At 71.6% G+C, this 12,841-nt stretch carries 11 protein-coding genes; 9 read left to right on the top strand and 2 right to left on the bottom strand.

Annotated elements, in window-relative coordinates; all coding sequences use genetic code 11:
* The first annotated feature begins 108 nt into the window (after positions 1-108).
* From FFG40_RS02255 to FFG40_RS02245, 3 genes are all read left to right on the top strand, one after another.
* Positions 109-2,601 (top strand): ATP-binding protein, encoded by a 2,493-nt coding sequence (locus FFG40_RS02255; protein WP_138802093.1) that lies wholly within the window; start codon positions 109-111, stop codon positions 2,599-2,601.
* Positions 2,598-3,281 carry a response regulator gene (locus FFG40_RS02250; RefSeq protein WP_027466795.1) on the top strand — a complete coding sequence of 228 codons (684 nt, stop codon included), beginning with the start codon at positions 2,598-2,600 and terminating at the stop codon, positions 3,279-3,281. Before FFG40_RS02255 ends, FFG40_RS02250 begins: the two co-directional genes overlap by 4 nt.
* Positions 3,282-3,379: 98 nt before the next feature.
* Positions 3,380-3,898 carry a helix-turn-helix domain-containing protein gene (locus FFG40_RS02245; RefSeq protein WP_027466794.1) on the top strand — a complete coding sequence of 173 codons (519 nt, stop codon included), beginning with the start codon at positions 3,380-3,382 and terminating at the stop codon, positions 3,896-3,898.
* Here FFG40_RS02245 and FFG40_RS02240 read toward each other — a convergent pair.
* Positions 3,882-4,727 carry a LuxR C-terminal-related transcriptional regulator gene (locus FFG40_RS02240; protein WP_071406217.1) on the bottom strand — a complete coding sequence of 282 codons (846 nt, stop codon included), beginning with the start codon at positions 4,725-4,727 and terminating at the stop codon, positions 3,882-3,884. The genes FFG40_RS02245 and FFG40_RS02240 overlap by 17 nt on opposite strands.
* Positions 4,728-4,837: 110 nt before the next feature.
* Between FFG40_RS02240 and hxlB the strand changes: the two genes are divergently transcribed.
* From hxlB to FFG40_RS02225, 3 genes are all read left to right on the top strand, one after another.
* On the top strand, positions 4,838-5,401 hold the full coding sequence (gene hxlB, locus FFG40_RS02235) for a 6-phospho-3-hexuloisomerase (protein WP_138802092.1): 564 nt from the start codon (positions 4,838-4,840) through the stop codon (positions 5,399-5,401).
* A gap of 11 nt (positions 5,402-5,412) precedes the next feature.
* Entirely contained in the window at positions 5,413-6,036 is a 624-nt protein-coding gene (gene hxlA, locus FFG40_RS02230; RefSeq protein ID WP_071406215.1) for a 3-hexulose-6-phosphate synthase, read from the top strand.
* A gap of 123 nt (positions 6,037-6,159) precedes the next feature.
* On the top strand, positions 6,160-6,882 hold the full coding sequence (locus FFG40_RS02225) for an alpha/beta hydrolase (RefSeq protein ID WP_138802091.1): 723 nt from the start codon (positions 6,160-6,162) through the stop codon (positions 6,880-6,882).
* Positions 6,883-6,953: 71 nt separating this feature from the next.
* Here the strand turns inward: FFG40_RS02225 and FFG40_RS02220 are convergent, their stop codons facing one another.
* The gene (locus tag FFG40_RS02220; RefSeq protein ID WP_035809271.1) at positions 6,954-8,309 is read right to left on the bottom strand and encodes an APC family permease; all 1,356 of its coding nucleotides are present in this window, start codon (positions 8,307-8,309) and stop codon (positions 6,954-6,956) included.
* 201 nt (positions 8,310-8,510) lie between these two features.
* On the opposite strand from FFG40_RS02220, the gene FFG40_RS02215 reads away from it, so the two are divergent.
* From FFG40_RS02215 to FFG40_RS02205, 3 genes are all read left to right on the top strand, one after another.
* The gene (locus tag FFG40_RS02215) at positions 8,511-9,278 is read left to right on the top strand and encodes an HAD family phosphatase (RefSeq protein ID WP_138802090.1); all 768 of its coding nucleotides are present in this window, start codon (positions 8,511-8,513) and stop codon (positions 9,276-9,278) included.
* A 73-nt stretch (positions 9,279-9,351) separates the two neighbouring features.
* Positions 9,352-11,862: a glycoside hydrolase family 65 protein gene (locus FFG40_RS02210; RefSeq protein WP_138802089.1), complete on the top strand. Its 2,511-nt coding sequence runs from the start codon at positions 9,352-9,354 to the stop codon at positions 11,860-11,862.
* 187 nt (positions 11,863-12,049) lie between these two features.
* The gene (locus tag FFG40_RS02205; protein WP_111099607.1) at positions 12,050-12,817 is read left to right on the top strand and encodes an SDR family NAD(P)-dependent oxidoreductase; all 768 of its coding nucleotides are present in this window, start codon (positions 12,050-12,052) and stop codon (positions 12,815-12,817) included.
* The last annotated feature ends 24 nt before the right edge of the window (positions 12,818-12,841 follow it).

The raw sequence follows: 12,841 nt of genomic DNA, 5'->3' as shown, positions 1-12,841 counted from the left end.
CTCCGCAAAACACCGGTGCTCGCGCGTCGAACACCCGCAATCCGCGGCGCGACAGGTGAACACCGGTGTTTTGCAGAGACCGACCCCCGCACGCGAGAGGATGAGCACGTGAAGCGCGGGAAGCTGCGGGTCCTGCTCGGTGCGGCGCCCGGTGTCGGCAAGACCTACACGATGCTCGAAGAGGGGCGTCGCTTGCTCGACGAGGGTCGCGACGTGGTCGTCGCCGTCGTCGAGACGCACGAGCGCGCCGCCACCGCAGCACTGGTGAACGGGCTCGAGGTCGTGCCCCGGCGCACCGTCTCGCACCGCGGAGTCGACCTCGACGACCTCGACCTCGACGCCGTCATCGCCCGGGCGCCCGAGGTCGCGCTGGTCGACGAACTCGCGCACACGAACGCCCCGGGGAGCCCGAACGAGAAGCGCTGGCAGGACGTCGAAGCGCTGCGGGACGCCGGCATCGACGTCATCTCGACCGTCAACGTGCAGCACATGCAGTCCCTCGGCGACGTGGTCCGCGAGATCACCGGCACCGTGCAGCGCGAGACCGTCCCCGACGCCGTGGTGCGTGCGGCCGACCAGATCGAGGTCGTCGACCTGGCCCCGGCAGCGCTGCGCGAACGGCTCTCCGACGGGCTCGTCTACCCGGCGGCCCGGATCGACGCCGCGCTGTCGAACTACTTCCGCCTCGGCAACCTCACCGCACTGCGCGAGATCGCCCTGCTCTGGCTGGCCGACGAGGTCGACGACGCGCTCAAGGCCTACCGCGCCGAGCACGGCATCGAGCACCGGTGGGAGACCCGGGAGCGCGTGCTCGTCGCCCTGACCGGTGGCCCCGAGGGCGAGACCCTGCTGCGCCGCGGCGCCCGCATCGCCGCCCGCAGCGCCGGTGGGGAACTCGCCGCCGTGCACGTGACGACGAACGACGGCCTGCGCGTCCGGCACCCCGGCGCGCTCGGCAAGCAGCGGACCCTGCTCGAGCAGCTCGGTGGCACGTACCACCAGGTCGTCGGCGACGACGTGCCGAGCACGCTGGTGCGGTTCGCGCGGTCGATCGACGCCACCCAGATCGTGATCGGGGTCAGCCGCCGCAGCCGGCTCGCGGCCGCCATGACCGGTCCGGGGATCGGCAACACCGTGATCCGCGAGTCCGGCGACATCGACGTGCACGTCGTCACGCACGAGCGCGCCGGCGGCGGGATCACCCTGCCCAAGCTCGGCGGCAGCCTGTCCCGCGGCCGGGTGGTCGCCGCGTTCGTGCTGTCGGTCCTGGTCGGGCCGCTGCTCACCTGGGTGCTGTCGATCGGCAGCGACCCGGACGCCATCACGGTGGACGTGCTGGCGTACCAGCTGCTCGTCCTGGTCGTGGCGCTCGTGGGCGGGATGTGGCCGGCGGTCTTCACGGCCGTGCTGTCCGGGCTGAGCCTCGACTACTTCTTCGTGCAACCCCTCTACATGGTCACCGTCCAGCAGCCGTGGCACCTGTTCGCCCTGGTCATGTACGTGATCAGTGCGGTGCTGGTCAGCTTCGTGGTCGACCGGTCCGCCCGGCGGTCGCGTGCTGCCCGTCGGGCCTCGGCGGAGTCCGGGCTCCTGATGGGCATCGCCGGCAGCGTGCTCCGCGGCGACGACGCCCTGCAGGCACTGCTCGATCGCACACGGGAGGCCTTCGGCTTCGCCGGCGTCCGGATCCGCCAGGGTGACGAGGTGCCGGCGACCTCCGGCGAGTTCGGCACGACGCCGGACGCGTCGACGACGCTGGCGTCCGGTGCCGTGCTCGAGTTCGCCGGCGCGCCCGACGACCCGACCCAGCGCCGGCTGCTGCGGGTCGTCGAGCAGCAGCTCGACGCCGCCGTCGAGCACCGCGAGCTGACACGCACCGCCGTCGGCGCCGAGCGCATCGCCGCCGCCGACCGGGTCCGGAGCGCGCTGCTCGCGGCCGTCGGCCACGACGTGCGCCGCCCCATCGCCGCGGCCTCCGCCGCCGTGCAGACGCTGCGTGCGTCCGACATCGACCTGTCCGGGGCCGACCGGGAGGCGCTGCTCGCGACCGCCGACGAGAGCCTCGGTCAGCTGGCGGTGCTGTTGGCAGACCTGTTGGACGTCAGCCGGGTCCAGGCCGGTGTCCTCGCGGTCACCCCGGCGGCGATCGCGCTCGAGACGGTGGTCGCCCCCGCCCTCGACGAGCTGGAGCTCGGCCCGGACGACGTCGACCTCGACCTGCCCGCGGATCTGCCACCGGTGCTCGCCGACCCGGTCCTGCTGCAGCGCGTCGTCGTGAACCTGCTCGCCAACGCCGCCCGGTACGCCCCGGACGGCACCCACGTCCGGGTCGCCGCGAGCGCGTTCGCCGGCGGGGTGGAGCTGCGCGTCGCCGACCACGGCCCCGGCATCCCCGAGGACCGCCGCGACGAGGTGTTCCAGCCGTTCCAGCGACTCGGTGACACCGACAACGAGACCGGCCTCGGGCTCGGCCTGGCCCTGGCGCGCGGGTTCACCGAGGGCATGGGCGGCACGATCGAGGTCGACGACACCCCGGGCGGTGGGCTCACCGTCGTGGTGCGGCTGCCGATCGCCGGGCACGTGGGAGTGGAGATCCGATGAAGGTCCTGATCGCTGACGACGACGCACAGCTCGTCCGCGCGCTCTCGGTGACGCTCTCGGCGCGCGGGTACGACGTCGTCACGGCTCGGGACGGGCGCGAGGCGATCGACGCCGTCATCACCGAGCGCCCCGACCTGGTGCTGCTCGACCTCGGCATGCCCCGCCTCGACGGCATCGGCGTGCTCGAGGGCGTCCGGGCCTGGTCGCAGGTGCCGGTCCTCGTGCTCTCCGGGCGCACCGACTCGTCCGACAAGGTCGACGCGCTCGACGCCGGTGCCGACGACTACGTGACGAAGCCGTTCCAGATGGACGAGCTCCTCGCCCGGCTGCGGGCACTCGGACGGCGGCGGGTGGTGGCGTCGGAGGAGACCCCGACGATCGCGATCGGACCGCTGCTCGTGGACCTCGTCGCGAAGCAGGTCACCCCGGCCGAGGGCCCCGCGATCCGCCTGACGCCCACCGAGTGGCGCCTGCTCGAGGTCCTGGTCACGAACCCCGACCGCCTGATGACCCGCGAGATGCTGTTGACCGAGGTCTGGGGGCCGACGCACGGCAACGACTCCGGGTACCTGCGGCTGTACATGGCGCAGCTGCGGCGGAAGCTCGAGCCCGACCCCGCGCACCCGCGGTACCTGGTGACGGAGTCCGGCATGGGGTACCGCTTCGCCCCCGGAGCGTAAGGGGCCGCCGCCCTGGCGGGGCGCTGTCGGGGAACTGTCGTGTGGGTGGCGGGTCCCTGTCGTGGTGCGCCGTTCCGCGGTTCCCTACTGTTCAGGACATGAACGAGATGCGGATCGGTGAACTCCGACGACTGCGGGGCTGGACCCAGGAACGACTGGCCGAGACGAGCGGCATCGCCGTGCGGACGGTGCAACGGATGGAGAGCGGCAACGACGCGAGCCTCGAGTCGCTGTCCGCGGTGGCCACGGCCCTCGAGGTCCCCGTGCGCGACCTGTTCGCCACCGAGGAGCCGGCGTCGCTCGACCCGGGGGTGCGCGGTCTCGACGAGCGCGCCGAGCGCGAGCAGGCGCAGCGCGACGCTGCTTCGCGCGGCTGGCAGTACCTGTACTCCGGTGTCGGCATCGTCGTGACGCTCGGCACCCTGGCGCTCATCGGTTCGCGCATCTGGCCGGGTGCCGCGATCTTCGTCATCCCCATCTACTGGGCGGGTGGGCGGCTGCTCTCCCAGTTCCTGATGGCGACCGTCGTCGAGCCCGCGCTCGACCGTCGGTACCCGTTGTCGCGGTCTCGTCGGGACGCCTCGTCGCGGTCCCGTCGGTTCACGCCCGGGAGCTGAACGCCGCGAGCTCGGCCCGGGTCCGGGCACCGTGCTTCCGGAGCAGGTTCGCCACGTGGTACTTCACGGTGTTGACGCTGATGCCGAGTCCCTCGGCGATCTCCCGGTTGCCGACACCGGTCGCCACGAGCCGCAGGACGTCGCGCTCCCGCGGGGTCAGGTCGCCGTCGTCGACCGCGTCCACCTCGGTCGGCCGCGGGTCGAGCGGCAGTGAGATGTCGAGCACGGACCCCCAGCCGGGCGTGCTCGCGACCTGCACCCGCCCGTCGAGCGTGACGACCCGCTCCGCGATCGGCCGCATGGCGTCGTCGTGCACGTCGAGCGTGCCGGAGCCGTCGTCGCGGAGCTGCATGAGCAGGTTCCGGCCGTCGCAGTCCCACTGGATGCGCACCCGCTTCGCCGCACCGTCGTCGACCAGGGCGAGCACCGCGGTCCGGACGATCGCCCGGGCCGCGTGGGCGACGTCCCCCGGGAGCGCACGGCCGGTGGCCGGCGGCTCGACGAACTGCACGTCGAGGTCCCCGAAGCGCACGAGCGGCCGCAGGTCAGCGCGCAACCGCGAGAACGCGCCGGTGACGGGTTCGAGCAGGGTGCTCCGCTGCTGATCGGTCACGGTGCGCAGGTCGACGAGGGCGGCCGAGGCGATCTCGACGGCCTCGGCCCGGGCGGCCGCGTCGGTGACCCGCGACGACCGGAGCACGGCGAGGACGGACTCGAGTGTCAGCGCGTGCCGGTCCGCCTGCTCGGCGACCGTGCGGGCGTGCTCGGCGGCCGCGAGCCGGATGGCGGAGCCGCCCCGGGCCTCCAGGGTGTCGACCGATGCGTCCATGGACGCGACCGTACCCGTCCCACCCGAGCGGACGGGCCCACCCGATGGGATGGGGCCCCTGCCGGGGCGGGTAGCGGCGTGCCGGGGCGTGCGACGGAAGGATCGAGGGCATGGCAGCAACCACCGTCTCCGCAGCGCTCGACCTGGTCGTCCGCGAGGTCGGCGACCTGGCAGCCCGCCTCGACGACGCCCCGGCCCAGCGCGCACTCGACCTGATCGAGGGCGCCGACCGGGTGTTCGTCCACGGCGCCGGCCGCTCCGGACTCGCCCTCCGCATGACCGCGATGCGCCTCATGCACCTCGGGCTCGACGCGCACGTCGTCGGCGAGGTCACCACCCCGGCCATCCGACCGGGCGACCTGCTCCTCGTCGCGAGCGGCTCCGGCACGACCACCGGCATCGTGCAGGCCGCACGCACCGCGCACGAGGTCGGTGCCGCCGTCGTGGCGCTCTCGACCACCGACGACTCCCCGCTCTCCGAGCTGGCGGACGTCACGGTCGTGCTGCCCGCCGCGACGAAGACCGACCGCTCCGGCACGGCCTCGGCCCAGTACGCCGGCAGCCTCTTCGAACAGGCCGTCGCCCTGGTGGGCGACGCCGTGTTCCACGCCCTGTGGGCCCGAGGCGGGCAGTCCGCCGACGACCTCTGGCCCCGTCACGCCAACCTCGAATGAAAGGCACACCCATGCAGCTCCAGTTCGCCATGGACACCCTGACCACCGAAGCCGCCCTCGAGCTCGCCGCCGCGGCCGCGCCGCACGTCGACGTCCTCGAGCTCGGCACGCCCCTGATCAAGAGCGCCGGCCTGTCCGCCGTCACCGCGATCAAGGAAGCACACCCCGACAAGATCGTGTTCGCCGACCTCAAGACCATGGACGCCGGTGAGCTCGAGGCCGACATCGCCTTCTCGGCCGGTGCCGACCTGGTCACCGTCCTCGGTGTCGCCGGCGACTCGACGATCGTCGGTGCCGTCAAGGCCGCGAAGAAGCACGGCAAGGGCATCGTCGTCGACCTGATCGGCGTCTCCGACAAGGCCGCCCGTGCCCGCGAGGTCGTCGCACTCGGCGCCGAGTTCGTCGAGGTCCACGCCGGGCTCGACGAGCAGGCCGAAGAGGGCTTCACGTTCTCGACCCTTCTCGACGCCGGCAAGGACTCGGGCGTCCCGTTCTCGATCGCGGGCGGCGTGAACGCGTCCTCCGTCGCCTCGGTGCAGGAGGCCGGTGCCCGCATCGCCGTCGCCGGCAGCGCGATCTACAGCGCCTCGGACGTCGGCGCAGCAGCCGCCGAGATCCGCGCCGCCATCAAGTAGCGCGTCCCGGTCGCCCTTCCCGGGCGACATCGTGAGCAGGAATGGTCGGGTGTGCACGTCGCACCCGACCATTCCTGCTCACGAAGCGAACGCCGCCGTCCGTATGCGCCGTACGGTGGCCACATGAACCGAGCGCTGCGCTGGACCACCTGGATCGTCGCCGTCGTCGTCCTGATCGCGGTGGTGTTCCTCGTCTGGGCGCACATCGTGATGCAGGGCACCCGCAGCGCCGCCCTGCAGGTCTGGCGCGACGACCGGATCGCGGTCCGGGACGCCGGAGACTCGGTGGTGATGACCCCGACCGGCCAGGCCGACGGGGTCGGGATCGTCTTCATCCCCGGCGCGAAGGTCGATCCGTACGCCTACATGGCCACGTTCCGGCAGGTGGTCGCCAACGGCACGACGGTGGTCATCACGAAGCCGACGCTGAACCTCGCGTTCTTCGACACCCGGCCACTCGCCACGTTCGAGGCCCACGCCCCCTCGGTCACACGCTGGGGGGTCGGCGGGCACTCCCTCGGCGGGGTCCGCGCGTGCCAGCTCGCCCAGGACGCCGACGGCCTGCTGCTGCTCGGCAGCTACTGCGCGAACGACGTCAGCCGCTCGTACATCGACGTGCTGAGCGTCTCCGGTTCGCGTGACGGACTCTCGACCCCGGCCAAGGTCGACGCCGCGCGGGACAAGCTGCCGTCGACCGCCACCATGACCGAGATCCAGGGGTCGAACCACGCCGACTTCGGTGCCTACGGCGACCAGCCGGGCGACCGCACGGCGACCATCAGCCGTGCTGATGCCCGCCAGCAGATCTCGGACGCGATCGAGGCCTGGGTGCGCGACCTGCGCTGATCACGCGGGCGGACCGGCGGACGCACCACGGGCCTCCAGACGGTCTGCCTGGAGGCCCGTGGGACGTGCCGTCAGTGGATCACGCCCGCCTCGTGGTCGCGTCCGGAACGGCGCCCGGTGAACCGGGCGACGAAGTACAGGACCACGCCGACGGCGAGCAGGATCGCGGCGTAGAGCCAGACCTGACCGCTCTGCTGCGTCAGCAGCAGGATGCACGACAGCACCCCGAGCACCGGGACGAACGTCCAGACCCGGAAGTGGTCGTGCTCGACGTGGTCGCGGCGGAGCACCAGGACGGCGACGTTCGTGCTGATGAACACGAAGAGCAGCAGGAGCACGACGGTCTCGGCCAGCACGCCCACGTCACCCACCAGGGTCAGGAGCATCGCGACGATCGTGGTGGCGACGATGGCGGTCCACGGGGTCTTGCGGTTCGGCAGGACCTTCGCGAGCAGGGCGGGCAGGAGCCGCTGCTCGGCCATGCCGTAGGTCACGCGGCTCGACATGATCATCGTGAGCAGCGCGCCGTTCGCGACGGCGACCAGGGCGATGAGGCTGAAGACCCAGTCGGGGATCGGGACGCCGGTGGCGGAGACGACCGCGAGCAGCGGGCCGCTGGACTCGGACAGCTCCGAAGCGGGCAGGGCGATCGCGCTGGCGAGGGCGACGAGGACGTAGACGACGCCGGCCGTGGCGAGGGCGCCGAACAGGGCCTTCGGGTAGACGCGGCGGGGGTCGCGGACCTCCTCCGCGATGTTGGCGGACGTCTCGAAGCCGACGAACGAGTAGTAGGCGACGATCGCGGCGCTCAGGGTCGCCAGGGCCGGGTTCGCCTCGGACGGGAACGCGCCGATCCGGGAGACGTCACCACCGCCACCGCCGAGCATCACGGCCACGACGACGATCACGATGACGAGACCGGACACCTCGATGATCGTCATCACGACGTTGCTCTTGAGCGAGTCGGAGATGCCGCGGGCGTTCAGGCAGGCGATCAGGGCGAGGAAGACGATCGCGGTGGGCACGGGCGGCAGGTCGACGAACGTGCCGAGGTAGTCGCCGGCGAAGGCGAGCGACAGGCCGGCGGCGCTCGTGACGCCGGCGGCGAGCATGCTGAACCCGACCAGGAACGAGACGATGGGCGCCTTGTAGGCGCGTTCGGCGAAGACCGCGGCGCCGCCGGCCTTCGGGTACTTCGTCACGAGTTCGGCGTAGGAGCCCGCGGTGAGCAGGGCCAGCAGCAGCGCGAGGACGAGCGGTGCCCAGAGCGCGCCGCCGACGTCCTTCGCCAGCGTCCCCATCAGGGCGTAGATGCCGGCGCCGAGCACGTCCCCGAGGATGAAGAGGAACAGCAGCGGGCCGGTGATCGCCTGGCGGAGCTTCGACTGCGTGCCGTCGTGGGGTGCGGCCGTGGTGTCGCTGGTCATGGTGGTGCCTTTCGTCCGGGTCAGCGTGCCGGGGTGCGTATCAGAGGCGTCACAGGTGCGCCGTGGTGGGGGTCCTCCCTGCACAGCGGAGCGGCCGGTGAACTCTCTCCACAGGGTGCGGCGCGTCGGAACGTCCGGACTGGAGCGGTCCTAGACTCGTCGGGAGCCACACGTCCACCACCAGTCCCCGGAGGACCGCAGATGACGACGCAGGACCAGCGCACGCCCGCGCGACTCAGTGACCAGCGAGCGCTCCTGTTCGACCTCGACGGCGTGCTCACCCCGACCGCCGACGTCCACATGCGGGCCTGGAGCCGACTGTTCACGCCGTACCTCGAAGCGCACGGGGTCGCGCCGTACACCGAGCAGGACTACTTCACCTCCATCGACGGCAAGCCCCGCTACGACGGCGTGCGCTCGCTGCTCGAGTCGCGCGGCATCGACCTGCCGCAGGGCACCCCCGACGACGCGCCCGACACCGACACGGTGTGCGGGCTCGGCAACCGGAAGAACGCGGAGTTCACCGCCGAGCTCGACGAGCACGGCGTCGAGCCCTACCCGGGTTCGCTGCGGTTCCTGACCGCCGCGATCGCCGCCGGCCTGTCCGTCGCGGTCGTCTCGAGCTCGGCGAACGCCACCTCGGTGCTCCGGACGGCGGGCATCCTCGACCGGTTCCCGGTCGTCGTCGACGGGCTCGTCGCGCGCCAGGACGGCCTGACCGGCAAGCCCGCGCCCGACACCTACCTCGACGCGGCGACCCGGTTCGGGCTCACCGCCGCCGAGTGCGTCGTGGTCGAGGACGCCACCAGCGGGGTCGAAGCCGGCCGCAACGGTTCGTTCGGTCTCGTCGTCGGTGTCGACCGCGGCGCCGGGGCGGACGCCCTGCGCGAGCACGGTGCCGACGTCGTGGTGTCCGACCTCGCCGAACTCATCGACGAGCTGCCCGCACCAGCCACCAGCACGACGTAGGCCACCCGGCCGGACACTCCCTGCCTGCCGGCCGCACCGACGCACCCATCTCCCTCCCTTCCCACGGAGCAGCATGAACCCCATCACCTCGGACCCCCTCGACCGCGTCCGCTACCCGATCGACGAGTGGGCTCTCGTCGAGACCGAGTACACCCCCGACGAGCAGGGCGTCGCCGAGACGAACTTCGCCGTCGGCAACGGGTACCTCGGCCTGCGCGGCAACCTCGACGAAGGCCGTGGCGGCGTGCAGTACGGCACGTACATCAACGGGTTCCACGAGACCTGGCCGATCCGGCACGCGGAAGACGCCTTCGGCTTCGCGAAGACCGGGCAGACGATCATCAACGCGCCCGACGCCAAGGTCATCCGCCTCTACGTCGACGACGAGCCGCTCGTGCTGGCCGAGGCCGACATCCTCCGGCACACCCGCCGGCTGGAGTTCCGCGACGGCTACCTGTTCCGCGAGACCGAGTGGTCGACGCCGTCCGGCAAGCGGGTGCTCATCCGGGCACGTCGACTCGTGTCGTTCACCGACCGGCACCTCGCCGTCATCGACTACGAGGTCACCGTGCTCGACGCGGACGCCTCGATCCTGCTGTCCAGCCAGATCCTCAACCGCCAGGACGTGCAGGACGAGTACCACGCCGGCATGCGCGCCGCGGCGAACGCCTTCGACCCCCGCAAGGCCGAGTCGTTCACCGAGCGGGTGCTCGTGCCGAAGCTCAAGCGCAGCACCGGCGGCCGTTCGGTCCTCGGGTACCAGGCGTCCAGCTCGGGCATGACGATCTGCGTCGGCGTCGAGCACCACATCGAGACCGAGAACAGCTGGGACGAGTCGTCGTCGATCGAGGACGACCTGGCGAAGCACGTCTACCGGGTGCAGGCCCGCGCGGGGCAGCCCATCCGGCTCGTGAAGCACGTGGTCTACCACACCTCCCGCGGGGTGCCCGTGCGCGAGCTCGCCGACCGGTGCGACCGCACGCTCGACCGCGCGCACGCCGAGAACGTCGACGAGACCTTCGCGAAGCAGCGCGACTGGCTCGACGACTACTGGGCGCGCAGCGACGTCGAGATCGCCGGTCAGCCCGCGATCCAGCAGGCCGTCCGCTGGAACCTCTTCCAGCTCGCGCAGGCCACCGCCCGCACCGACGGCCACGGCATCGCCGCGAAGGGCGTCACCGGCTCCGGCTACGGCGGCCACTACTTCTGGGACATGGAGATCTACGTCCTGCCGTTCCTGTCGTACACGGCGCCGATCGTCGCCCGGAACGCCCTGCGCTTCCGCTACAACATGCTCGACGCGGCACGGGCTCGGGCCCGCGAGCTGAACCAGCGCGGCGCCCTGTTCCCGTGGCGGACGATCAACGGTGAAGAGTCCAGCGCGTACTACGCCGCCGGCACCGCGCAGTACCACATCGATGCCGACATCTCGCATGCGCTCATGCAGTACGTGCGGGCCTCGGGCGACCGCGAGTTCCTGAAGCGCGGCGCCATCGACGTGCTCGTCGAGACCGCCCGGCTCTGGGCCGACCTCGGGTTCTGGCGGTCCAACGGCGACAAGAAGTTCCACATCGACGGTGTCACCGGGCCGGACGAGTACACGACCGTCGTCGACGACAACCTCTACACGAACGTGATGGCGCGGGCGAACCTGTGGTTCGCCGTGAACGCCTGCCGCGAGCTCGCCGCCGACGACGCCGAAGAGTACGACCGCATGGTGCGCCGGACCGGTCTGCAGCCGGACGAGCTCGTCGAGTGGGAGCACGCCGCCGAGTCGATGGAGATCCCGTTCGACCCGCACCGCGGCATCCACCCGCAGGACGCCCAGTTCCTCGACAAGGAACTCTGGGACCTCGAGAACACCCCCGAGTCCAAGCGCCCGCTGCTGCTCCACTACCACCCGCTGGTGATCTACCGGTTCCAGGTGCTCAAGCAGGCCGACGTCGTGCTCGCGCTGTTCCTGCAGGGGCACGAGTTCACGGCGGCCGAGAAGCGTCGCGACTTCGACTACTACGACGCGCTCACCACCGGTGACTCGACGCTGTCCGCGGTCGTGCAGTCGATCATGGCTGCCGAGGTCGGGTACCACGACCTCGCCGACCAGTACTTCCAGACCGCGCTCTACGTCGACCTGGCGGACCTGCACGGCAACACCTCGGACGGCGTGCACATCGCGTCGACCGGTGGCATCTGGGGTGCCGTCGTCAACGGGTTCGGTGGCATGCGTGACCACGGCGGTCGGATGACCTTCAACCCGCGGTTGCCGAAGCACTGGGACCGTCTGTCCTACCGTCTGACGGTGCGCGGGTCGCGGGTCCGGGTCGACCTCGAGCAGGAAGCCATGACCCTCACGGTCGAGACCGGTTCGGGCTTCACGGTGTGGGTGCACAACCAGCAGTGGGACATCGAGGCGGGGGAGCCCACCGTGGTGCCGCTGCCGCACCACGGGCCGCGGATGTCCGGGCACGCCCCGACCACGAGCGACATCCAGGGCACGCTGCGGGCGGACGGCTCGGTCATCACCGCGTCGATCCCGACGATCTCCCTGGAGCGCGACTTCGACCTCGACGACTCGACCGGCTGACGCCAGACCCTGCGCCGCAGTCGCACGTCGCCCCGGTTCCGCCTCGCGGTGCCGGGGCGACGTGCATCCACGGGTCGTTCCCGGCGCCTCCGAACGCGTCCAGTCGGTCAGGGGCACCGTGGTCTGCCGTGCCCCTCGGGTCGATGGCGTCTCCCCGGGCACGGTTCGTGCAACGAGAGGAGACATCATGGGCAACCGGTTCGAGGGCAAGGTCGCGATCGTCACGGGCGCGGGGTCCGGTATCGGTGAAGCGACGGTGCGGGCGTTCATCGACGAGGGCGCGTCTGTCGTGCTGACCGACAGCGTCGAGGAGAAGGTCCGCGCGGTGGGTGACTCCCTGCCGACGCACCGGGTCGTCGCCCTGCACGCCGACGTGGCGAGCCCGGAGGACTGGGAGACCGTCGTCTCGGCGGCGATCGACCGCTTCGATCGGCTCGACGTCCTGGTGAACAACGCCGGGACCTTCAGCTCGGGCGACATCACCGACATCAGCACGGCCGAGTGGCGCCGGGTCATCGAGACCGACCTGTCCGGTGTGTTCTACGGCACCCGGGCGGCCCTGCCGTTCCTGCGCGAGACGAAGGGGTCGATCGTCAACACGTCGTCGGTCTCCGGTGAGGACGCCGACTGGCGGATGAGCCCCTACAACGCGGCGAAGGGTGGCGTGACGAACTTCACCAAGGCCGCTGCCCTCGACAACGGCCAGTTCGGCGTCCGCGTGAACGCCGTCGCTCCGGGACTCATCTGGACCGACCTGACCCAGGAGCAGGCGGAGGACGAGGCCCTGCAGTCGAAGTTCACCGAGCGCATCGCCCTCGGCCGCGGGGGTCGCTCTGCCGAGGTCGCCGAGGCGATCCTGTTCCTGGCCAGCGACGCGGCCTCGTTCATCACGGGTGCGGTCCTGCCGGTGGACGGCGGCACCATGGCGAGCAACGGGCAGCCGCCGCAGGCCTGAGCCACACCGGCGTCGGCGGCACCG

Source organism: Curtobacterium sp. KBS0715 (assembly GCF_005938005.2).
GTDB classification, from domain to species: Bacteria; Actinomycetota; Actinomycetes; order Actinomycetales; family Microbacteriaceae; genus Curtobacterium; species Curtobacterium flaccumfaciens.
Note: the sequence above shows the minus strand (reverse complement) of the source record. Positions and strands in the feature narration are given on the sequence as shown.

What these genes read in the sequence shown, in the direction of transcription:
- FFG40_RS02250 (WP_027466795.1), top strand. Translation starts at nt 2,598, where the DNA reads ATGAAGGTCCTGATCGCTGACGACGACGCACAGCTCGTCCGCGCGCTC.
- FFG40_RS02245 (WP_027466794.1), top strand. Translation starts at nt 3,380, where the DNA reads ATGAACGAGATGCGGATCGGTGAACTCCGACGACTGCGGGGCTGGACC.
- FFG40_RS02240 (WP_071406217.1), bottom strand. Translation starts at nt 4,727, where the DNA reads ATGGACGCATCGGTCGACACCCTGGAGGCCCGGGGCGGCTCCGCCATC.
- hxlB (WP_138802092.1), top strand. Translation starts at nt 4,838, where the DNA reads ATGGCAGCAACCACCGTCTCCGCAGCGCTCGACCTGGTCGTCCGCGAG.
- hxlA (WP_071406215.1), top strand. Translation starts at nt 5,413, where the DNA reads ATGCAGCTCCAGTTCGCCATGGACACCCTGACCACCGAAGCCGCCCTC.
- FFG40_RS02225 (WP_138802091.1), top strand. Translation starts at nt 6,160, where the DNA reads ATGAACCGAGCGCTGCGCTGGACCACCTGGATCGTCGCCGTCGTCGTC.
- FFG40_RS02220 (WP_035809271.1), bottom strand. Translation starts at nt 8,309, where the DNA reads ATGACCAGCGACACCACGGCCGCACCCCACGACGGCACGCAGTCGAAG.
- FFG40_RS02215 (WP_138802090.1), top strand. Translation starts at nt 8,511, where the DNA reads ATGACGACGCAGGACCAGCGCACGCCCGCGCGACTCAGTGACCAGCGA.
- FFG40_RS02210 (WP_138802089.1), top strand. Translation starts at nt 9,352, where the DNA reads ATGAACCCCATCACCTCGGACCCCCTCGACCGCGTCCGCTACCCGATC.
- FFG40_RS02205 (WP_111099607.1), top strand. Translation starts at nt 12,050, where the DNA reads ATGGGCAACCGGTTCGAGGGCAAGGTCGCGATCGTCACGGGCGCGGGG.